At 72.8% G+C, this 24484-nt stretch carries 3 protein-coding genes and 1 pseudogene; all 4 read left to right on the plus strand.

All coding sequences use genetic code 11. The annotated features are described in order from the left end of the window. The first annotated feature begins 1 nt into the window (after nucleotide 1). The 4 genes and pseudogenes from OG844_RS12970 to OG844_RS12985 all read left to right on the plus strand — a co-directional run bounded on the left by OG844_RS12970 (nucleotide 2) and on the right by OG844_RS12985 (nucleotide 24462). Nucleotides 2–1073, plus strand: a pseudogene (locus tag OG844_RS12970) (NAD(P)-dependent alcohol dehydrogenase). 745 nt (nucleotides 1074–1818) lie between these two features. Then, nucleotides 1819–2037 (plus strand): MbtH family protein, encoded by a 219-nt coding sequence (locus OG844_RS12975; RefSeq protein ID WP_406390042.1) that lies wholly within the window; start codon nucleotides 1819–1821, stop codon nucleotides 2035–2037. 394 nt (nucleotides 2038–2431) lie between these two features. After that, a complete protein-coding gene (locus OG844_RS12980; RefSeq protein WP_406390043.1) occupies nucleotides 2432–16885 on the plus strand; it encodes an amino acid adenylation domain-containing protein in 14454 nt (4817 codons plus the stop codon). Then, entirely contained in the window at nucleotides 16882–24462 is a 7581-nt protein-coding gene (locus tag OG844_RS12985) for an amino acid adenylation domain-containing protein (RefSeq protein ID WP_406390044.1), read from the plus strand. Before OG844_RS12980 ends, OG844_RS12985 begins: the two co-directional genes overlap by 4 nt. Nucleotides 24463–24484 lie beyond the last annotated feature (22 nt).

Below are 24484 nucleotides of genomic sequence, written 5' to 3' on the forward strand. Positions count from 1 at the left end.
CATGCTCACCACCGTCAACGCGTTCGGCTCCCACGAAGCCGGAATGCCGTTCGTTCCCGTCACCATCGAGCCGTGACGTCGGCCCGCACGACGTCAAGCTCGACGTCCTGTACTGCGGGATCTGCCATTCCGACATGAACTACGTCGACGGCACGTTCGGCCCGCTGGCGGTCAGCCCGCTCGGCCCCGGTCACGAGATCGTCGGCCGGGTCACCGGGACCGGCCCCGACGTCACCCGTCACCAGTTCGGCGACCTGGTCGGCATCGGCTGCATGGTCAACTCCTGCCGCGCGGGTGAGAACTGCCAGGCAGGCCAGGCGCAGTACTGCCTCAAGGGACCCAGGCGGCTACTCCGAGGCGATGGTCGCCCCGAGGGCTTCGTCGTCCGCGTTCCCGGAACTCTCGACCCGGCCGCCGCCGCTCCGCTGCTGTGCGCCGGCATCATCGTCTACTCCCCGCTCAAGCGGTTCGGTGCCGGGCCCGGCACCGAGGTCGCGGTGGTCGGCCTCGGCGGGCTCGGCCACCTCGGCCGTGAAGATGGCCAAGGCCTTGGGCGCCGACGTGACCGTCCTGTCGCAGTCCAGGAGCAAGCGGGAGGCCGCCGCGGCCCTCGGCGCCGACCTCTACGCGGTGACCGGTGACGCTTCGGCGTTCACCGAGCTGGCCAACACCTTCGACATCATCCTGGACACCGCCAGCGCGCCTGTGTCCCACCCCCACCAGCTCGGGATGCTGCGCCTGCACGGCACCATGGTGAACGTCGGTGTGACGACTGAGCCGATGCCGATGGAGGTCTTCGCCCTCCTCCAGAACGGCCGGTCCTTCGCGGGATCGCTGTTCGGCGGCATCGCCGAAACGCAGGAGATGCTCGACTTCGCGGCCGAGCACGACGTCACGGCCGACATCGAGCTGATCGACGGCAGGACATCAACACCGCCTACGAGCGGATCCTCGCCTCCGAAGTCCGCTACCGGTTCGTGATCGACGGCGCGACGTCCGCGAAACCGAGACCGGGCGGACATACGGCTCTCCCGTCGGAACGTCCGCTCCCGCAGACGCGCTCGGCCCCGTAGGGTCACGGTTTCCCCGCCCCGCCCCGCCACGCTCGGGCGACGAGACTGCTGCGGCCGGAATCGTGCGCTGAGCCTCGGCAGGTCGACCGCAGACGCCGTACCCGGCTCCCGGCACGTAGCGACCCGCGGGACGGCGGACCACCCGGCCCCCGCGGCTACGACCCCGCTCGTCACTCTCGTCGGGGAGCGCCCGAACCGTTCCTCCCCTCGTTGCCGACCCGCAGTACCCGTCTCATAGGGCTCAGGGCAGTAGACCCACCAGAGTTGGCGGGGGGCGCGCGTCCGGCGCATGGGAGCTTGGTGCGATCTCTGTGTGTAACGGGAGTACGCGGGCGCACGCTGGACGATTTCCGAAAGTGCAGGGTCCAAATCAAGTTCTACCCGCACCATTGGGACATCGGGTGGCTGAATGTCTCTGTGCTTGCCCCATTGGCATATACCCGGGGCGGATTCACCTTCTTCCGGCCGATTTGATACTCATGAGTAACCAGGTGTATATACGCGTTTCGTTGCCTCGGGTCATCTAATATGACGGACGTGCGGGCGAGGTCGGGTTATCCCCGGATCGACCACAGGCACCTTGGCGGTACGCGGGGGCACAGCGAATCTCTGTTCCGCGTACCCGGGATCGCGCTGCGGGGTTTGGGGTTTCCGGTGGAATATCGCGGGAAGGCGACCGAAGCGGTATGCCCGGGCATAACGGATGAACATGTCGTGGAAAAAGTGAGAACCGAGGGGGACTGCCGTGACCAATCCTTTCGATGACGAATCGGGACGGTTCGTGGCGCTCGTGAACGACGAGGGTCAGTACTCGCTGTGGCCCGCGCGCATCGACGTTCCGGCCGGCTGGCGCGCCGAGGGGCCGGAAGGGTCACGTCAGGAATGTCTGGACGTGATCGAACGCGCCTGGACCGACATGCGGCCCGCCGGCCTGGTGCGGTTGACGAGGGCCGACGTCGGGTAGGCCGGCGGCCGGGCCGCTCAGGCTCTCCCCGGGCTGAGCGGCTCGGCGGCACTCCGGCCTGATCAATTTCGATCACGCCTGATCGAAATTGATCAGGCGTGAACAGGTATCCGCCATACCTAGCGCCTAAATACTCACGCCTCCTTCATGTGGCGTTCATTAATCATTACCAGGTCACCGTACGGCCTCCTTCGATGTGCGAAGACGTCGCGATCTCCTATCGGGACTCCATGCCCGGTACGCGATCCCGGCCGTGCCCGACGCCGAGGGTGCGGTGAGGTTTCTCTCCGCTTCCGCCTGCCCTGGCGTCGACGATCGGTGCACTGGTGTGGTCGGTTCACCCGGCCCTTCCCCAACGTCCCCGAAAACTCTCCCCCCAAAGGTGTGGACCGGCATGCAGGAAAATCGTTCTCTCCCGATGGACGCAGCTCTCGAAGGCTTTCTCGAACTGACCACGGCGCAGCAGGGCGTCTGGTATGGGCAACTCGTCGACCCGGACAGTCCGAAATACAACATCGGGGAATGCTTCGAGATCCACGGTGCCCTCGACGAGGAGTTATTCACCGCCGCGGTCGGGCGGGCCGTCGCTCTGTGCGACAGTCTTCACCTCGAGTTCGTCGCGCAGGGAGAGACGGTGCGTCAGCACGTCGCTCACCGCCCGTCGGCCGACCCGGACCGGCTCCACGTCGTCGACGTGTCCGACGCCGACGATCCCGCCGGCACCGCCGAGCGTTACATGGCCGACGACATGTGCACCGTCCACCGGATCGACGCTCCGCACCACCACTTCGCGCTGCTGCGTCTCGGCGTCCGGCTGCACTACTGGTACGTCCGCTTCCACCACATCGCGGTCGACGGCCTCGGCGGGGCCGTCTTCGGGCGCATCGTGGCCGACCTCTACGGGCGTGCCGTACGCGGCGAGGACATCGCCACGGTCGAACCGCCCCCCGCGCCCCTGCGCGAGCTCGTAGCCGACGAGGCGGCCTACCGGAGCTCGGACCGCTTCGACACCGACCGCGCCTACTGGACCGCCAAATTCGCCGACCTGGCAGGCACCGGTGCGGTCGGTGCGGCGGGCACAGCCGGTGCCGGAGACGGGGCGCAGGCGCGCGGCGGCACCGCGCTCATCCGCCGGCGCATCGACACGACAGCACCGGATGTGGCCGGAGCGGACGTCCGGATGCACGGTGGTGAGACCCTGCCCGTCACCGTGCTCGACGACATGCGCAGACTCGCCGCCGCCCACCGCACCAGGTGGTCCGCCGTTCTCGTGAGCGCGGTCGCCGCCTACGTCGGCCGGGTCACCGGGGCGCAGGACATCACCGTGGGCCTCGCCTCGAACGGCCGTCACGGCGGTCTGCGGCACATCGTGGGTATGACCGCCAACATCCTGCCGCTGCGGCTGGCCGTCACCGCAGACATGACGGTCGGCGCCCTCGTACGCGCCGTCGCCGGCGAGATGGGCGGCGCTCTGCGCCACCGGCGCTTCTCCCGCGAACAGCTCGCCCGTGAACTGAACATGAGCGACGGTGCGGCCCGCCTGACCGACGTCGTCGTCAACATCATGGGATATGACTACGACCTCGACTTCGGCGGCAGTCCCGCCGCCTCCCGCGTCCTGTCCATCGGCCCGGTCGACGACGTCTCCCTCTTCGTCTCCGAACGGGCCGAGGGCAAGGGGCCGTTGATCGGATTCGACGCCAACCCGGAGCTGTACCACCCCGAGGACGTACGGCTGCTCCAACAGGCGCTCGTATCCTTCGTCTCGGCCCTGGCCCGCGCAGACGCCGACACGGCTCTCCGCGACCTCCCGTACCTCGACGACACCGCGGCGGAGATACTGCTCACCCAGGGGCGTGGCGCCGGCCTGCCCGCCATGACGTCGTCACCGAGCCTGCCCGAGGCGTTCGGCGCGCGGGCGCGGCTGACTCCCGACGCCCCGGCAGTGACGGACGGTGCCGCCACGCTCTCCTACCGGGAACTGGCGCGGGCGGCGGAAGACCTCTCCGGCGCTCTGGCCGGCTGGGGCATCGGCGCCGAGGACGGCGTCGGTGTCCTCGTGGGCCGGTCGGCGGCGGTGGTGTCCGCCACACTCGGCACGGTCGGCGCGGGGGCCGCCTACGTACCGATGGACGCCGCCTGGCCGGCCGAGCGGCTCGGCCGGGTCGCCGAAGTGGCCCGTATCCGTGCCCTGGTGGTCGACGAGGCCGGCGCCGCCCAGGCCTGGGTCCAGGAGACGGCCGCCACCCTGCCGGTGATCGTCGTCGACGGTCTCGGCGGCGTCGTACGCGGCGCTCCGCCACGGCCGGGACCGCTGCCGGCAGTGATCCACACCGACGGGCTCGCCTACGTCATGTTCACCTCCGGCTCCACCGGCCTGCCCAAGGGCGTCGGTGTCACCCACGCCGACGTCCTGGCGCTGGCCGCCGACACCGCGTGGTCGGAGGGCGCGTGTGACGCGGTGCTGCTGCACTCGGCCTACGTGTTCGATGCCTCGACGTTCGAGATCTGGGTGCCGCTCCTGAACGGCGGCCGTGTGGTCGTCGCTCCTGGAGGCGTCCTGGAGGCGCCGGTCCTCGAAGACGTGGTGGAACGGCACGGAGTGACCGCGATCTTCCTGACGACGGCGCTGTTCAACGTGGTGGCCGAGGCCGAACCCGCGGCGTTCGCCGGGCTGCGGCTCGTCGCCGCGGGCGGTGAGGCCGCCACCCCGGACCTGATGCAGCAGGTGGCCGCCGCCGCGCCCGCCACGCGCGTCCTGCACGTGTACGGGCCCACGGAGAGCACGACCTTCGCCACCCGCCACCAGGTCGCCGCCGGCAGGCCGGGCGTGCCGCCCATAGGCCGGCCCCTCGACGGGATGCGCCTGTACGTGCTCGACGGTGCCCTCGCGCTGGTGCCGCCCGGCGTCGTGGGGGAGCTGTACGTCAGCGGCCGCGGCGTCGCCCGTGGCTACGAGGGCCACGCGGCGCTGACCGCCACCCGGTTCGTCGCCGACCCGTACGACGCACACGGTGGCCGGATGTACAGGACCGGCGACCTCGTGCGCTGGACCGCGGAAGGCGACATCGAGTACGTCGGCCGCGCGGACGGCCAGGTCAAACTCCGCGGCTTCCGCATCGAGCCCGCCGAGATCGAGAACACCCTGCTCGCCGACCCGGAGGTGCGCGCAGTTTGTGTCCTGGTCCGCGAGGACATACCGGGCGACCGGCGGCTCGTCGCCTACGTCGTGCGGACACCCGGCGCCCGGCCGGACGACGAAGGCCTGGCCCGCCGCGTGAGGCGCACCCTGCCCGCGTACATGGTGCCGTCCGCGTTCGTCCTGCTCGACGCGCTGCCCCTCAATCCCAACGGCAAGGTCGACCGCCGTGCCCTGCCCGCCCCTCGCGCCGTCGCCACCACGGGCCGCGCCCCCCGCACGGCCTACGAGGAGGTCCTGGCCGGCCTGTTCGCTGACGTCCTCGGTGTCGGTGGCGTCGGCATCGACGACAACTTCTTCTCCCTGGGCGGCCACTCCCTGCTCGCCACCCGCCTCACCGGTCGTGTGCGGGCTGCCCTGGGCGCCGAACTCGGCATGCGCACCCTCTTCGACCATCCCACCGTCGCCTCCCTCGCCGCGGCCCTCGACACCACCGGGGCGGCCCGGCCTGGGCTCACCCCGCAGCCACGGCCCGAAGCGGTTCCGCTGTCCTTCGCGCAGCAGCGCCTCTGGTTCCTCAACCGGGTCGAGGGACCCGGCGACACCTACACGATCCCGCTCGTGCTCGAATGCGAAGGCCCCCTGGACACTGAAGCCCTGCGCGGCGCGCTCGCCGACGTGGTCGCCCGGCACGAGAGCCTGCGTACCGTCTTCGCCGAGCACGACGGTGTGGCCCGCCAGGAAGTCCTCGACGCCTCCGCCGCCGAGGCACTCGTCCCCCTCGTCGTCGAGCTGCCCCCTGCCGAGGGAAGCGCCGACGCCTGGGCGGAGAGCATGGTGCGCCGCCTGTCCGCAGTGCCCTTCGACCTCGCCGGCGACATCGGTGTCCGCGCCCACCTGCTCCGCCTGGGCTCAGCCCGTCACATCCTGGTCCTCGTCCTGCACCACGTCGTCGCCGACGGCTGGTCCCTCGCCCCGCTCAGCCGTGACCTCGGCGCCGCCTACCGCGCCAGGAGCTCGGGCGCGAGCACGCCCGACTGGCCCGCGCTGCGTGTGCAGTACGCCGACTACACCCTGTGGCAGCGTGCGCTGCTCGGCGACGACGGCGACCCGGACAGCCTGGCAGCACGCCAGCTCGCCTTCTGGCAGGAGGCGCTGCGCGGCGCCCCCGACCTGCTCGACCTGCCCCTCGACCGGCCCCGCCAGGCCGTCGCCGGCCACCGGGGCGACGCGGTCCCCTTCGAGCTGCCCGCCCCCGCACACGCCGCACTCGTCGAGCTCGCCCGGGCCGCGGGCTGCACCCCGTTCATGGTGCTTCAGGCGGCCCTCGCCGTGACGCTGCACGCCCACGGCGCCGGCACCGACATCCCGCTGGGCACCGCGGTGGCGGGACGCACCGACGAGGCCCTCGACGACCTGGTCGGATTCTTCGTCAACACCGTCGTCCTGCGCGCGGACCTGTCGGGCGACCCGACTTTCCGCGAACTGCTGCAGAGGGTCAAGGAGTTCGACATTGCCGCCTTGGGCAACGTCGACATGCCCTTCGAACGGATCGTGGAGGCGCTCAATCCCGAACGGTCCGGCGACCACCACCCCCTCTTCCAGACCATGCTGGTCCTCCAGAACCAGGATCGGGCCGGGCTCGATCTCCCCGGCGTCACGGTCCGGGACCGGTCCCGGCACACCGGTGTCAGCAAGTTCGATCTGACGTTCTCGCTCACCGAAGTCACCGACGTCACCGCCGCGCGCGCGGCGAGGGTCGTCCCCGGCGCCGCGGGCGGCATCGGCGGTTACCTGGAATACGCCACCGACCTCTTCGACGAAGCCACCGCCCGCGCCCTGTGCGCCCGCTTCGCCCGCATACTCACCCTCGCCGTGACCGAACCCGACCGCGCCGTCGCCGACCTCGATCCGCTCGCGCCCGACGAGCGGGACCGCCTCCTCGCCCAGGGCCGAGGTGCGGAGCGTCCGCCGCCCGTACATACCGTCCCCGGCGCTGTCCGGGAGTGGGCCGCGCGCACACCCCACGCGGTCGCCGTGCGTGACGCGGACACGAGCCTCACCTACGCCGAGCTCGACGCCCGCGCCGACGCCCTCGCCCACGTCCTGCGCGAACGGGGCGCGGGCCGTGAGGACCGGGTGGCCCTCGCCGCGCCGCCGTCGGTGGACACCGTCGTCGCCATGCTGGCCGTCCTGCGGGCCGGCGCCGCCTACCTGCCCGTCGATCCGGAGTATCCGCCCGCCCGCATCCGGCACATGCTCGACGAAGCCCGGCCCGTACTGCTGTTGACCACCAAGGCCGTGCACGCGGACCTGCCCGCCTGCGACGTACCGTGGCTGGCCCTCGACGACCCGGCGGCCCGGCCCGAGCACCACGCCGTGGGCGGCGTCGGCACACCACACCCCGCGGACCCCGCGTACGTCATCTACACCTCCGGGTCCACCGGCCTCCCCAAGGGTGTGGTCGTGACGCACGAAGCGCTGGCCAACCACACCAACTGGATGGCGCGGTACCTCGCCGTCACCCCGGAGGACCGGGTCCTCGCCCGCACCTCCACCAGCTTCGACGCCTCCATATGGGAGTTGTGGCTGCCGTTGACGTACGGCGCCGAAGTCTGCGTACTGCCGGACGGCGCCAACCGGGAACCCCGCGCCCTCGTTTCCTGGATGAACCGGTTCGAGGTGACCGTCGCCCAGTTCGTGCCCTCGCATCTGGCCCTCGTCCTCTCCGAGGCCGCGCACGCCGAGCCGCTCCCTGCCCTGCGCGCCGTCCTGTGCGGCGGCGAACCACTTCCGCGGGCCCTCGCCCACGACGCCGCCGAGCTGTGGCGGGCCGAGGTGCACAACCTCTACGGGCCCACCGAGGCCACCATCGATGCCACCGCGCACCGCACGGGCGGCCCCGGGACCGGTGGACAGGAAGACGCCGGTACATCGTCCGAGACCGTGCCGATCGGCCTCCCCGTCGACACCATGCGCGCCTACGTCCTCGACGGCCGGCTGCGCCCCGTACCCCCCGGCGTGACAGGGGAGCTGTACCTCTCGGGTCCCAACCTCGCCCGCGGCTACCTGGGCCGGCACGCACTGACCGCCGCACGGTTCGTCGCGGACCCGTTCGACGCCACCGGCGCCCGTATGTACCGGACGGGCGATCTCGTACGGTGGAACGGGCAGGGTCTGCTCGACTACGTGGCCCGCGCCGACGACCAAGTCAAACTCCGCGGCTTCCGCATCGAGTTGGGCGAGGTCGAGGCCGCGCTGCTGGCGCGGCCCGGCGTCACGGCCGCCTGTGCCGTGATCCGCGAGGACATACCCGGCCGGCGCCTGCTCGTCGCCTACGCCGTCACCGGTGCCCCGGGCCCGCGGCCCGCCGCCCTGCGCGACGCCCTCGCCGAGACCCTGCCCCACTACATGGTGCCCGGCGCCGTCGTCGTACTGGACGCATTGCCCCTCCTGCCCAACGGCAAGGTGAACCGGCGGGCCCTGCCCCAGCCCGAGCACGACGCCGGCGCCCCCGCCGGGCCGGGGCGGCGCACCCTCCAGGAGGACCTGCTCGCCGGAATCTTCGCCGACGTCCTGCACCGGCCCCGGGTGGGCCCGCACGACAGCTTCTTCGACCTCGGTGGGCACTCGCTCCTCGCCATGCGCGTCATCAGCCGCGTGCGCGCCGTCCTGGGTGCCGAGATCGACGTACGTACCCTCTTCGAGCACCCGACCGTCGGGGGCCTCGCCCGCGTGCTCGACACGCCGGGCCGCGCCCGCCCGCCCGTGGTGCCCGCGACGCGGCGCCCCGACCCGTTGCCGCTGTCCTACGCGCAGCAGCGCCTGTGGTTCCTCAACCGGCTCGAAGGCCCCAGCTCCGCCTACAACATCCCGCTCGTCCTCGAACTCCACGGCACGCTGGACGCCGATGCCCTGTGCGCCGCCCTCCGTGACGTCGTGGAACGGCACGAGGCGTTACGCACCGTGTACCCGGAACGGGACGGCGTGCCGCACCAGTTGATCCTCCCCGCCGGCACCGCCGCACCCCACCTGCCGGTCAGGGTCCTGGCCCCCGCCGATCTGGAAGGGGCCGTCCTGGCAGCCGTGCGCGAGCCGTTCGACGTCGTGGCGGACGTGCCGCTGCGCGCCGGACTGCTGCGCTCCGCCCCCGGCCACCACGTCCTGGTGCTCGTCCTGCACCACATCGCGGCCGACGGCTGGTCCCTCGCCCCGCTCGCCCGCCACCTAGGCGACGCCTACCGGGCCCGTGTCGCGGGCCGGGAGCCCGAGCTCACGGTCGGCACCCCGGTCCAGTACGCCGACTACACCCTCTGGCAGCACGCCGCCCTGGGGGACGGCATCACGCCGGGGAGCGTGCTGAGGCGGCAGCTCGACCACTGGCACACCGCCCTCGCGGGTCTGCCCGGAGTGACCGACCTGCCGCTCGACCGGCCGCGCCCGGTCACCACCGATCCGAGGGGGGCCGTTCACACCTTCGACGTACCGCGCGCCGTCTACACACAACTCCTGCGTCTGGCCCGCGAGTCGGGCAGCAGCCTGTTCATGGTGCTCCAGGCGGCCGTGGCAACCCTGCTGCACCGTCACGGCGCGGGCGACGACATCCCGTTCGGTTCTCCCGTCGCAGGCCGCACGGACGAGGCGCTGGAGGACCTGGTCGGGTTCTTCGTCAACACACTCGTCCTGCGCACCGACCTGTCTGGCCATCCGTCGTTCCAAGAACTGCTCGTGCGCGTACGGGAGTTCGATCTGGCGGCCTACATGAACCAGGATGTGCCCTTCGAGCGCCTGGTCGAAAGCCTCAATCCCGCCCGGGCCCACAACCACCACCCGCTGTTCCAGACGATGCTGGTCCTGCAGAACCAGGAGACCGCGCGCCCCGACCTTCCGGGTCTCACCGTCGAGGACCGGCTCGTCCACAACGGCCTGAGCAAGTTCGACCTCACCTTCGCCTTCACCGAGGGGCAGGGCGAGGGCGGCCTCGACGCCGGGATCGAGTACGCCACCGCCCTCTTCGACCGGACCACCGTCGAAACGCTCGCGGCCCGCCTGGTCCGCCTCCTGGAGCAGGTGGCCGCCGACCCCGGTCTGCCCCTGTCGGACTACGACCTGATGACGCCGGACGAGCGCGCCCGCGTCACGGGCTGGGGGACCGGACGCGAGCTGCCGGCGGGCGCCGCGGACGGCACCCTGCCCGCCCTCTTCGCGGACCGGGCACGCCGCACTCCGGACGCCGTAGCCGTGACCGGCGACGACGTCAGCCTCACGTACGCCGAACTCGACGCCATCTCCGCCGGCCTCGCCCGCACGCTGGCGGGCCTCGGCGTCGGCCCCGAATCAGGGGTGGGCGTGCTGCTGACCCGGTCGCCGGCCGTGGTGGCGGTCTCGCTCGGCGCGGTCCGGGCAGCCGGCGCCTACGTTCCGCTGGACGCCCGCTGGCCCGAGGAACGGCTCGCACAGGTCGCCGGGGTGGCGGCCGTCCGCGTCCTCGTCGTCGACGAGGACGCCTACGCCTCCCCCTGGGTGGCCGCGGCGGCCCGTCGGATGCCGGTCGTGGTCGTGGACCGGCTCGGCCGGATCCTGCGGGGCGCGCCCGAGCGTCCGGGCCGCCCGGCCGCCGTGCCGGGTCCCGGCGCGCTCGCCTACGTGATGTTCACCTCCGGCTCGACCGGCCTGCCCAAGGGCGTCGGAGTCACGCACGCCGACGTGGTCGCGCTCGCGGCCGACTCGGCCTGGGACGACGGTGCCGCCGACGCGGTCCTGATGCACTCGGCCTACGTCTTCGACGCCTCCACGTTCGAGATCTGGGCCCCGCTCCTGCGCGGCGGCCGGGTCGTCGTCGCACCGGACGGCGTCCTGGAGGCCCGTGTCCTCGGCGACGCCGTGCATGCGCACGGGGTGACCGCCGTCTTCCTGACGACGGCCCTGTTCAACGTGATCGCCGAGACCGGCCCGGGCGCGTTCACCGGCCTCCGGCTCGTCTGTGCCGGCGGGGAGTTGGCCTCTCCCGACGCGATGCAGCGGGTCGCGGGCGCCGCGCCCGGCGTGCGCGTCCTGCACGTGTACGGGCCCACCGAGACCACCACCTTCGCCACCCGCTACGACGTGGCGGCCGAACTGGAGTCCGGCCCGCCGCCCATCGGGCGCGCCCTGGACGGCATGCGCCTGTACGTACTCGACGGCTCGCTGGGGCCGGTCCCGCCGGGAGTCGTGGGTGAGCTGTACCTCGCCGGCCGCGGCGTGGCACGCGGATACACCGGGCTCCCGGGCCTGACCGCCGCCCGCTTCGTCGCAGACCCGTACGGCCCGGCGGGCAGCCGGATGTACCGCACCGGTGACCTCGTCCGGTGGACCCACGACGGTCAGATCACCTACGTCAACCGTGCCGACGGCCAGGTCAAACTCCGCGGGCACCGGATCGAACCGGGCGAGATCGAGAGGGTGCTCGCCTGCGGCGAAGGCGTCGCCGACGCCTTCGCCGTCGTCCGCGAGGACACTCCCGGCGACCGGCGGCTGGTCGCGTACGTGGTGCCCGCCGCAGGCGCCCGCCCCGAACCCGGCGACCTCGCCCTGGCCGTGGGCCGGTCCCTGCCCGCCTACATGGTGCCCTCCGCGTTCGTCCTGCTCGACGCGCTGCCGCTGACCCTCAACGGCAAGGTGGACCGGCGTGCGCTGCCCGCCCCCGAGCGCCAGGCTCCGGTCCGTGGGCGCGCCGCCCGCACGGTCCGCGAGGAGATCCTGTGCGGGCTGTTCGCCGATGTGCTCGGCCTGGCAGGGGCGGGAGCCGACGACAACTTCTTCTCCCTGGGCGGCCACTCCCTGCTCGCCACCCGGCTCGTCGCCCGCATCCGTACCGCACTCGGTGTGGAGGTCCAGGTCAAGGCACTCTTCGAACACCCCACGCCGGCGGCGCTCGCAGCGGCGCTGGACGGCGCCGAAGCGGCCAGGAGGCCTCTGGAGCGCGCCCCGAGCCGCCCCGACCCGCTGCCGCTGTCGCATGCGCAGCGGCGCCTGTGGTTCCTCAACCGGTTCGAGGGGCCCAGCGCCACGTACAACGTGCCGCTCGTGCTCCGCCTTCACGGACCGCTCGACACGGAGGCCCTGGAGAGCGCCCTCTCGGACGTCGTCGAACGCCACGAGAGTCTTCGCACCGTGTTCCCCGACACCGACGGCGTGGCGCGTCAGGTCGTCCTCGACGCCGATGGCGCCGACCTCGACCTGACACCCCGCGACACCGGCCCCGCCCACCTCGACGAGGTCCTGCGCGCCGAGGTGTCGCACGCCTTCGACGTGAGTGCCGAGATTCCGGTACGGGCCAGGCTGCTGCGGCTCGGCGAAGAGGACCACGTCCTCGTGCTGGTCGTCCACCACATCGCAGGCGACGGCTGGTCCCTCGCCCCGCTCGCCCGCGACCTGGGCGAGGCGTACCGGGCACGGAGCGAGGGCGTGGAGCCCCCCTGGGCGGAACTGGGTGTCCAGTACGCCGACTACACCCTGTGGCAGCGCGCGCTGCTCGGCGACGAGGACGACCCGGACGGCCAGGCCTCCCGCCAGCTTGAGTTCTGGCGCACCGCGCTCGCCGGCGCCCCCGATCTGCTCGCCCTGCCGTACGACCGTCCCCGCCCCACCGTGACGGGACACCGAGGCGACGCGTTCGCCTTCCCCGTCGCCGCGGACACCCACCGGGAACTGGCGGATCTTGCCCGTGCCCGCGGGTGCAGCCTCTTCATGGTCCTCCAGGCGGCCCTGTCGGTGCTGCTCTCCCGGCACGGCGCCGGCGAGGACATCCCGCTCGGTACGGCAGTCGCCGGACGCACCGACGAAGCCCTCGACGACCTGGTGGGCTTCTTCGTCAACACCCTCGTCCTGCGCACCGACCTGAGCGGCGATCCCACCTTCGGCGACGTCCTCGACCGTGTCCGGGAGTTCGACCTGGCGGCCTACGCCCACCAGGACGTGCCGTTCGAGAGGCTGGTGGACTCCCTCAGCCCGGTCCGGGCCCAGAACCACCACCCGCTGTTCCAGACGATGCTCGTCCTCCAGAACCAGGCCGACGCGATGCTCGACCTGCCCGGGCTCACGGTGACGGAGCAGCCCGTTCGCACCGGCATCAGCAAGTTCGACCTGACCTTCACCTTCACCGAGACGCGTGACGAGGCGGGCGGGCCCGCCGGTCTCGACGGCGTCCTGGAGTTCTCCACCGAACTCTTCGCCCCCGCCACCGCGCACGCTCTCGCCGACCGGCTGACCCGCCTGCTCGCCTCGCTCGCAGCAGACCCCGGCCGCCGCGTCCACACCGCCGACGTCCTGGACGCGTCCGAGCGGCGGAGCCTCGAACGCGCCGCACACGGCCCGGTCCGGACCGGGGCGGCAGGCACGGCGCCCGAGGGGTTCCGCGCCCAGTGCGCCCGGACCCCGGCGGCGATCGCCGTGCTGGACGGCGCGCACCGCCTCACCTTCGGAGAACTGGACGCGCTGTCGGACGATCTGGCGCACCACCTGCACAGCCGGAACATCGGCCGCGGCGCCCTCGTCGCCCTCGCCCTCGAGGGCACCGCCGACCAAGTCGTCGCGATGCTGGCGGTGGCCAAGGCCGGGGCGGCGTACCTGCCCGTCGACCTGGAGTACCCCGAGGCACGTATCGCCCACATGCTCGACGACGCCCGCCCGGCACTGCTCCTCACCCACGGCACCGCCCGCGCCGCTCGGTACGGCCCGTCCGTACCCTGCCTCGCCCTCGACGACCGGGCCGCATGGTCCACCGGGGGCACGGTGCCGCCGGACGCCGCCCCGGACCCGCGCGACGCGGCGTACGTCATCTACACCTCGGGCTCCACCGGCCGCCCCAAGGGCGTCGTCGTCACCCACGCCTCCCTGACCAACCACATGGCGTGGATGGCGGAGCACCTCCGCCTCACCGACGACGACCGGGTCCTCGCCCGCACCTCGCCCAGCTTCGACGCCTCGGTCTGGGAAACATGGCTGCCGCTCCTGCACGGCGGCTCGACCTGCCCCGTGCCGGCCGCCGTCAACCACGACCCCGCGGGGCTGCTGGTCCGCATGCGCGAGGCGGGCACGACCCTCGCCCAGTTCGTGCCCTCGCACCTCTCGCTCGTCCTCACCGAGACGGCTCCCGACGAGGCACCCGCGACGCTGCGGGCCGTCCTGTGCGGCGGTGAACCCCTGCCCCGGCACCTGGCGGAGCGCGTCGGGCGGGCCTGGCGGGTCGAGGTGCACAACCTCTACGGGCCCACCGAGACGACCATCGACGCCACCGCCCACCACCACGGAGGGAAGACGGACGGCGCCGCGGGGGACGGAAACGTGCCGATCGGCCGCCCCGTCGACAACACCCGCGCCTACGTCCTGGACACCGGTCTCCAGCCGGTGCCGCCGGGCGTCACCGGCGAGCTCTACGTCGCGGGTGCGGGCCTCGCGCGCGGCTACCTCGGCCGACCGGGCCTGACCGCCGCACGGTTCGTCGCCGACCCGTACGGCCCCGCCGGCAGCCGCATGTACCGCACGGGCGACCTCGTCCGACGGGACGCCGACGGCCTGCTCAGCTACGTCTCGCGCGCCGACGACCAGGTCAAACTGCACGGCTTCCGCATCGAACTCGGCGAGATCGAGGCCGCGCTCACCGCGCTCGACGGCATCGCCGCCGCCTGCGCCCTCGTCCGTGAGGACCGTCAGGGAGAGCGGCGTCTGGTCGCCTACACCGTTTCCGACGTGCGCGGCGGCGCCGCAGCCCTCCCGGAGGGCGAGCTGCGCGCCCGGCTGATGTCGGTCCTGCCGCCGTACATGGTGCCCGCCGTCTTCGTACCCCTGGACGCGCTGCCGCTGCTGCCCAACGGCAAGACCGACCGTCGCGCCCTGCCCGTACCGGCGCGCCCCGCAACCAACCGGCCGGGCGGGGAGCCGCGCACCCCGAAGGAACGGGTCCTGTGCGATGTGTTCGCCTCCGTACTGCGCGCTCCCACCGTCCGTACCGACGACGACTTCTTCGCGCTCGGAGGCGACAGCATCCTCTCCATCCAGCTCGTCAGCCGCGTCCGCGGCGCCGGCCTCGGAGTCAGCCCGCGCGATGTCTTCGTCCACCGCACGCCGCAGGCCATCGCGGCCGTCGCCACCGCGCTCGGCGAGGACACCGCCGCGCCGGACGGGCAGGGCACCGGCGCGATGCCGCCGACGCCCATAGCCGCCTGGTTCCTGGAGCGGCCCGGCACCACGGACGGCTACAACCAGTCCGGGGTGCTGCGTACGCCCGCGGAGGCCGACGAGGACACGCTCGTAGCCACCCTCCAACTCCTCGTCGACCACCACGACATGCTCCGTCTGCGGACCACGCGGTCCGCCGACGGCGCACCCGCCCTCGAAGCCCTGCCGCCCGGTGCCGTGCAGGCCCGGCACCGCTTCACCCGGGTGGACGTAGCGGGCCTGGACGCCGACGCCGTCCGTGCCGTCGTCACCGAGGCGGGCGAACTCGCGCGCAGACGGCTGCGGCCCGCGCACGGTGAGGTGATCGAGGCCGTCTGGTGCGACGCCGGGCCGGGCAGGCGCGGGCAACTGCTGCTCGTCGTGCACCACCTGGCCGTGGACGCGGTCTCCTGGCGCATCCTCGCCACCGATGTGGCCACCGCCTGGCAGGCCGTCACCGGGCCTGCGAACGCCGACGGCCGGCCGTCGGCACTGCCCCCGGCCACCACGTCCTACCGGCACTGGGCACGACTCCTGTCCTCCCAGGCGCGAGAGCCCGCACGTGAGGCGGAACTGGATCTGTGGCAGCAGACGGTGAGAACACCCGACCCGCAGCTGGGTTACCGGCCGCTCGACCCCGACCTGGACACGGCCGACCGGACACGCACCCTGGTCACCCACCTGCCCGCGGCGTGGACGAAGCCCCTGCTCACCACCGTTCCGGCCGCTTTCCACGCCGGGGTGGACGATGTGCTGCTCACGGGCCTCGCTCTGGCCGTCTGCTCCTGGCGTGCGCAACGGGCGGACGCCGCCGGCGGGCCCCGGACGGGCGGCACCGCCGTCCTCCTCGACCTGGAGGGCCATGGCCGCGAGCAGATCGCCGACCACCTGGACCTGTCCCGTACGGTCGGCTGGTTCACCAGTCTCTACCCGGTCCGGCTCGACCCCGGGACCGTCGACGTCCGCGATCCCGGACGCTTCGACGCCACACTGGTCGAACGCGCCCTCAAACGGGTCAAGGAGCAGCTGAGGACCATCCCCGACCACGGGGTCGGCTACGGAATGCTGCGCCACCTCAACCCGGCCACCCGGCCACTGCTGGCAGGCGCACCCCACCCCCAGATCGGTTTCAACTACCTCGGCCGGTACGCCGCTTCGCCCCGGCCGACGGACGGGCGGGACGGCGCCGACTGGGACGTACTGCTCGACGGCGGCGGGCCGCGCAGCCAGGACCCCGACATGCCCGTCCACCACGTCCTCGACATCAACGCGCACGCCGAGGACCTGGCGGACGGTCCGCGCCTGGTGACCCGCTGGACCTGGCCCAGCGACCTCCTCAAGGAGGAGGACGTGGAATCCCTGTCCGACGCCTTCACCCGCGCCCTGCGGGCCGTCGTGGAACACGCCGAACGACCTGACGCGGGCGGCTGGACGCCGTCCGACCTTCCCCTGGTCGCGCTCGACCAGGCCCAGATCGACCGACTGCAGAACAAGTGGGGTGGACGCAAGTGACCGGGTTCCGACTGGAAGACGTACTGCCGCTGACGCCGTTGCAGGCAGGCATGCTCTTCCACGCGCTGTACGACTCCCGCGCCGTGGACGTCTACACCGCGCAGTTCGTCTTCGACCTCGAAGGCCCCGTGAGCGTCCCCGCCCTGCATGCCGCCGTCGGTGGTCTGCTGCGGCGGCACGCCAACCTGCGGGTCGGTTTCCTCCACGAGGACCTGGACGAGCCCGTGCAGGCCGTCGCCGCCGAGGTGCCGGTACCGCTGGAGGAACTGGACCTGACCGGGGCGGCCGGCACGGACACGGCACAGGAGCGCCTCAGCGCGTTCCTCGCCGCCGACCGCACCCGCCGCTTCGACCTCACCAGCCCGCCGCTGATGCGTTTCACCCTCGTACGTATCGCCCCGCAGCGGCATCGCCTCGTCATGACGAGTCATCACATCCTGCTCGACGGATGGTCGATGCCCGTGCTCGTGCGGGAACTCTTCGAGCTGTACGCACTCCAGGGCGACGACAGCGCCCTGCCACGCGTCGTTCCCTACCGCACCTACCTCGCCTGGCTGGCGCAGCAGGACCGCGCCGGGTCCCTGGACGCCTGGAGAGCCGCCCTCGCCGGAATCGAGGCTCCCACCCTGCTCGCCGGGCGCGGCGGGCAGGACGCCCCGGGCGCGGGCGACCTGCCCGAGACCCTCGTCCTCGACCTGGACACGGCCACGACGCACCGGCTTCGCGAGGTGGCCCGGGCCCACCGGCTCACCCTCAACACACTGATCCAGGGAGCCTGGGGTCTGCTGCTCGCGCACCTCACGGGGCGCCCCGACGTCGTGTTCGGCACCACCGTCTCCGGCCGCCCGCCGGAGATTCCGGGCATCGAGTCGATGGTCGGCCTCTTCATCAACACCGTGCCGGTACGTCTCCGGCCTGCACCCGGCGAAACCCTGGCCGTGCTGCTGACCCGGCTGCAGGAGGAACAGGGCCGTCTCCTCGGCCACCAGTACCTGGGTCTGACCGAGATACGCGGCCTCACGGGCTTGGACGAACTCTTCGACACCCTGGCCGTGTTCGAGAACTACCCCATGGACGCCGAAGCCCTGCGCACCGCGCAGCGGGCACTGCCCGGCCTCGCCGTCACCGGCTTCAGCGGCTCGGACGCGGCCCACTATCCGCTCACCCTCACCATCGCTCCGGGCGACGCCCTGAGGATCACCTTCGGCTACCGGGCCGCCGCCCTCGAACGCGACGAGGTCGCCCGCACGGTCGCCCGCATGCGGCGCCTGCTGATGGCGATGGCGGAAGGGCTCGGCCACCGCGCCGACGCCGTCCCGATCCTCCTGGACGGTGAGCGTGAGAAGCTGCTCTCGCAAGGTCGCGGCGCCGAACTGACGTGCGGCACCCTGGACGAAAGCATCCCGGCCGCAGTCTCCCGGCGCGCCGCCCGGCACCCGGACGCGGTCGCCGTCTCAGGAACTACGGAACACCTGACGTACCGACAACTCGACACGGAAGCAGCAGCATTGGGCGCAGCCCTGACGGGGCTGGGCGTCGGGGCTGAGGACGGCGTCGGTATCCTCATGGGCCGCTCCACGGCCCTGGTGACCGCCTCCCTGGCCGCCCTGCGCGCGGGCGCCGCCTACGTGCCGCTCGACCCGCGCTGGCCCGCCGAACGTCTCACCCGCGTCGCCGAGGTGTCGGCCCTTCGCGCTCTGATCGTCGACGAGACCACCCGCACGCACCACTGGGTACGCCGACTCGGCCCTGACGTACGGGTGGTGACCGTCGACGCGGCAGGACGGGTCCGGCAGGGCGGACCGGACGTTCCGGGAACCCTCCCCGCCCTCACGGGCGGCGCCCGGCTCGCCTACGTGATGTTCACCTCCGGCTCCACCGGCCTGCCCAAGGGCGTCGGCGTCACCCACGCCGACATCACCGCCCTCGCGTCCGACCGGACGTGGGGTGACGGAGCGGCCGACGCGGTCCTCCTGCACTCGGCGTACGTCTTCGACGCCTCCACCTTCGAGATCTGGGCCCCCCTCCTCAACGGGGGCCGTGTCGTCGTAGCCCCCGAGGGTGCCCTCCAGCCCGCCACGCTCCGAGACCTCGTCACCCGGGACGGCGTGACTGCGGCGTTCCTGACGACGGCCCTGTTCAACGTCATCGCGGAAACCGACCCGAGCGCCCTCGGCCTGCTGCGCCTCGTCGCGTCCGGAGGCGAGACCGCGGCGCCCGGCGTCCTCCAGCGCCTCGCCTCGGCGCACCCCGGCACAGCCTTCCTGAACGTCTACGGGCCCACCGAGACCACCACCTTCGCCACCTCCCACCGCGTCCGCCCCGGCGGCGCCCCCGGGGGTGTACCCCCGATCGGCCGGGCGCTCGACGGCATGCGCGTCTACGTCCTCGACGCGGCGATGCGGCTCGTGCCGCCCGGCGCGGAAGGCGAACTGTATGTCGCGGGCGCCGGTGTCGCGCGCGGCTACCTGGGACGCCCCGGCCTCACCTCCACCCGGTTCGTCGCCGACCCGTTCACCGGCGCCGGTGGACGGATGTACCGAACCGGTGACCTCGTGCGCCAGGGCGCAGACGGCACCCTGCACTACGTCGCCCGGGCCGACCACCAGATCAAACTGCGCGGCCACCGCATCGAGCCCGCCGAGATCGAAGCGGTCCTCTGCGCCGACCCGTCCGTGCGCGCCGCCTGCGTCCTGGTCCGCGAGGACCTGCCCGGCGACCGCACCCTGACGGCCTACGTCGTCCCGGCCCCCGGACGGACCCCGGACCCGGACCTGCTCGCCGCACACGTCGGCCGTCAGCTGCCCGCCTACATGGTGCCGACCGCCATCCAGCCACTCGACGTGCTGCCGCTGACCCCGAACGGCAAGCTCGACCGGTCCGCCCTCCCCGCGCCCGCCACCGGGCCCGGCTCGGGGGGCGGGCGGCCGCGCGGCGCCCACGAGGAGATCCTCGCCGGCATCTTCGCCGACGTGCTGGGTGTGGCCCGCGTCGGCATCGACGACAACTTCTTCGCCCTGGGCGGCCACTCCCTGCTCGCCACCCGCCTCGTCGGCCGCGTCCGCACCGCCCTGGGCACGGAAACCGAGATCCGCACCCTCTTCGACAACCCCACCGTCGCCACGCTCGCCAGGGCACTGCAGGGCGCGGACCGTTCCGCCCGCCCCGCCCTCGTACCGCAGGAACGCCCCGCAGCGCTCCCGCTGTCCTACGCCCAGCAGCGCCTGTGGTTCCTCCACCGCCTCGAAGGCCCTTCCGCCACCTACAACATCCCCTTCGCCCTGCGCATCGACGGACCGCTCGACACGGAAGCCCTGCGCCAGGCTCTCCGCGACGTCATCACCCGGCACGCCGCACTGCGTACCGTCTTCCCCGAACACGACAGCAGACCGCGCCAGCACATCACCGCCCCGGAGGACGTCCGGCTCCCGTTCGCACTCGAAGCCGTCGACGAGCACGGACTCGCCAACCGGATCAGGGCCGCCGCGACCGCGCCGATCGACATCGAGCACCGCCTCCCTCTCCGGGCGACCCTGCTGCGCCTGGCCGACGACGCACACGTCCTGGTCCTCGTGGTCCACCACATCGCAGCCGACGGTTCGTCCCTGGCCCCCCTCACCCGCGACCTCGGCGTCGCCTACCGTGCCCGCATGGACGGCGAGGGGCCGGCCTGGACACGACCGCCCGTCGACTACGCCGACTACACTCTCTGGCAACGCCGCCTGCTCGGCGACGAACACGACCCCGAAAGCCTCGTCTCACGACAGCTGGCCTACTGGAAAAGCGCGTTGGACGGGCTTCCCGAGATGGTCGAACTGCCCCGGGACCGCTCACGCCCCGCCGCTCCCCGGCACACCGGCGCCACCCACGACTTCGCCCTCGACCCCACCACCTCCCGGGCGGTCGCGGACCTCGCCCGCGCCAGCGGATGCAGCGTCTTCATGGTGCTCCAGGCCGCCCTGTCGACCGTCCTGTCCCGGCACGGTGCCGGCGACGACATCCCGCTGGGCACAGCCGTCGCAGGACGCACCGACGAGGCGGCCTCCGACCTCGTCGGGTTCTTCGTCAACACGCTCGTGCTGCGCACGGACCTGACAGGTGACCCCACGTTCCTGGAACTCCTCGACCGTGTGAAGCAGTTCGACCTCTCCGCGTACGCGCACCAGGACGTGCCGTTCGAGCGCCTGGTGGAACTGCTCAACCCCACGCGCTCGCAGAACCACCACCCGCTCTTCCAGACCATGCTCATCCTCCAGAACCACACCCCTGCCGCGCCTCTGGAACTGCCCGGCCTCACAGCCGACGGCGTGCCGGTCGACCCCGGAGTCAGCAAGTTCGACCTGTCGTTCACCTTCACCGAGACGACCGACGCCGACGGCCGGCCCAGCGGTATGAAGGCTGCCGTGGACTACGCGACGGAGCTCTTCGACGCCGCCACGGTCCGCGACCTCGCCGAACGGCTCATCCTGCTGATCGGCTCGGTGACCGCGGAGCCCGAGCGCCCGCTGAGCACGTACGACGTGCTCACCGCCTCCGAGCACACCCGCCTCGCCGCCTGGGGGACCGGGCCCGTCGAGAACCTGCCGGAGGCGACCGTCCCCGCGCTCTTCGAGCAGCGGGTCCGGCTCACCCCGGACGCCCCTGCGGTTCGCGACGCCGGCACCACCCTCACCTACGGTGAGCTCGACGCCCGCGCCGAGATCCTCGCCCACCACCTCTCGGCGCGGGGCATCGGCCCCGAGGACCGGGTGGCCGTCGCTCTGCCCCGCACCCACGACCTCGTCGTGGCACTCCTCGGCGTCCTCAAGGCCGGGGCGGCATACGTTCCGCTCGACCCGGACTACCCGGCCCAGCGCCTGTCGTACATGCTCGACGACGCCCGGCCGCGCCTGCTCCTCACCACGCCCGCCATCCGCGCCCGTCTCCCGGAGACCCCGGTGCCCTGCCTGCACGTCGGTGACCTCGGGGAGGAGGCTCTGCCGTCGGCGCACGCCACGGGCCCCGTCCCGGCCCTGCTCCCGGCGCACCCGGCGTACGTCATCTACACCTCCGGGTCCACCGGCCGCCCCAAAGGGGTCGTGGTCACCCACCGGGGCGCCGGAGCCATGGCCAGGACGCAGAGCGAGCGGCTGCGCGTCGTCCCGGGCAGCCGGGTGCTCCACATGGCGTCCGTCAGCTTCGACGCCGCGTTCTGGGAACTGTGCATGGGGCTGCTCTCCGGGGCCTGCCTGGAGATCGCCGAACGCGATGCCCTGCTTCCCGGCCCCACCCTCGCGGCCCTGGTCCGTGAGAGGGGCATCACCCATCTCACCCTGCCGCCCGCCGCCCTCGCGGTGATGCCGCCGGGCTCGCTGCCCGCGGGGACCACGATGGTCCTCGCCGGCGAGGCCTGCCCGCCCGCACTGGTGCACGCCTGGGCTCGGGACCGGTTCCTCGTCAACGCCTACGGCCCGACGGAGACCACCGTCTGCGCGACCATGAGCACCTTCCAGCACGCGGACGGGCCGCTCGCCCCCGACCGGACCGTGTCCATCGGCGTCCCCGTCAACGGCACCCGTGTCCACGTCCTGGACGACCGGCTGGCCCCCGTGGCGCCCGGCGTCATCGGCGAACTGTACGTCTCCGGCGAGGGAGTGGCCCGCGGGTACCACGGCCGGGCCGCCCTGACCGCGTCCCGCTTCGTGGCCGATCCCTTCGACCGGTCGGGGGGCCGCATGTACCGCACCGGTGACCTGGTGCGCTGGAGTGCCGACGGGGAGCTCGTCTACGTCTCCAGGGTCGACGACCAGGTCAAACTGCGCGGCTTCCGCATCGAGCTGGGTGAGATCGAGGCCGCTCTCACCACCCTGCCGGGCGTCGCCGCGGCCTGTGCCGTCGTCCGTGAGGACCGGCCCGGCGACCGGCGCCTGGTCGCCTACACCGTGGCCGCGGACGGGACGGCGGGCCCGGCCGACGGCGAGGTGCGCGCGCACCTCGCCACCACCCTGCCCGCTCACATGCTCCCCTCCGCCCACGTGCGGCTCGACGTCCTGCCGGTCACCCCCAACGGCAAGACCGACCGGCGTGCCCTGCCCGCACCCGACCAGGCCGTACCGGCCGGAGGCCGGGCCCCGGCCACCGCTCGCGAACGCGCCCTCTGCGAGGCCTTCGCGGAGGCACTCGGCGTACCCGAGGTCGGCGTCACGGACGACTTCTTCGCCCTCGGCGGCCACTCGCTGCTCGTCGTGACCCTGGCCCAGCGGATCGGAGAACGCTTCGGTCGCCGCCCCTCCCTGCGCGCCCTGTTCGCGGCGCCCACCGTCGAGGGGGTCGCCCGTCTCCTGGACGGCGAGGCGGGGCAGGAGAACCATGAGGGCGCCGGCACACCGGACCTCGCAGCCGAGGTCCGCCTGGCGGCGGACATCACGGGCGCGGGCAGGGCCGGAGCGGCCCCGGTGCCCGCCCCTGCCCGCAAGCCCTCCCGCCCTTCCGCCCGGCCCCTTCTGACCGGCGCTTCCGGGTTCCTCGGCGCCTTCCTCCTGCGCGACCTCATCGAGGCCACCGACGGCCCGGTCGACTGCCTCGTACGGGCCGAGGACGAGCGGCGCGGTGCGGACCGGCTGCGGGCCAACCTGGAGCACTACGGCCTCTGGCGCCCCCGGTACGCGGACCTGATCCGCCCAGTCCCCGGGGACCTCGGCGCCCCGGGCCTCGGTCTGGCCCCCCAAGACCGGACCGCCCTGGTGCGCCGTCTCGGCCTCGTCATCCACAACGGCGCACGCGTCAACTTCGCCGCCACGTACGACGATCTGCGCGCCCCCAACGTGGCCGGCACCGAGGAACTGTTGCGCCTGCTGGCCGACTCAGCCTCACCCGGGATGCATTACGTCTCGACCACGAGCGTCTACGCCCCGGTGTCCGGCTCCGATTCCGCCGCCATCACGGAGTCGACCCCGACGGGTCCCGCCTGCGACCTGCCCGACGGATACGCGCAGAGCAAGTGGGTCGCCGAACAACTCATCGGCCTGGCCCGCGAACGCGGCCTGCCGGTGACCGTCTACCGACCCGGTCGCATCAGCGGCGACACCACCACCGGCGCCTGCCAGGACCGCGACCTGCTGTGGCGGCTCATCAAGGGGTGCCTCCAGGCGGGCGCGGTACCGGACCTGGCGCACGGGTCGACCGACTGGGTGCCCGTGGACCACGTCAGCGCGGCGGTGGTGGCGCTCTCCGCCTCCGGCCCGGCCGGTGCCGAGACCTATCACCTCACCAACCCGGACGCACCGGGTCTGGCCAGCGTCTTCGAAGCGGCGGCCCGCCTGGGCCACGAGCTGCGCACCGTCCCCGCGCCGCACTGGCAGGACCGCGTCGCGGCGCAGCACGACAACGCGGCGCAACTGTTCCTCGGCGACGGGGGGCAGACCCGGCACGAGGCGATGGACCACCGCGACTTCGACTCCAGCCGGACGGCCAAGGCCGCAGCGTCCCTGGGCGTACACCTGCCACTCCTGACCGACGACACCCTGACCCGCTACCTGACCTACTTCCAGGAAACGGGCTTCCTGCCCACTCCGCGGGGGGTGCGCGCCACGCGGTGAGCCGGCCGTGGCCCCGACGGGC

The organism is Streptomyces sp. NBC_00887, assembly GCF_045207585.1.

Excerpts from the sequence above, each read along its gene's own strand:
- OG844_RS12980 (WP_406390043.1), top strand. The coding sequence starts at position 2,432 with ATGCAGGAAAATCGTTCTCTCCCGATGGACGCAGCTCTCGAAGGCTTT.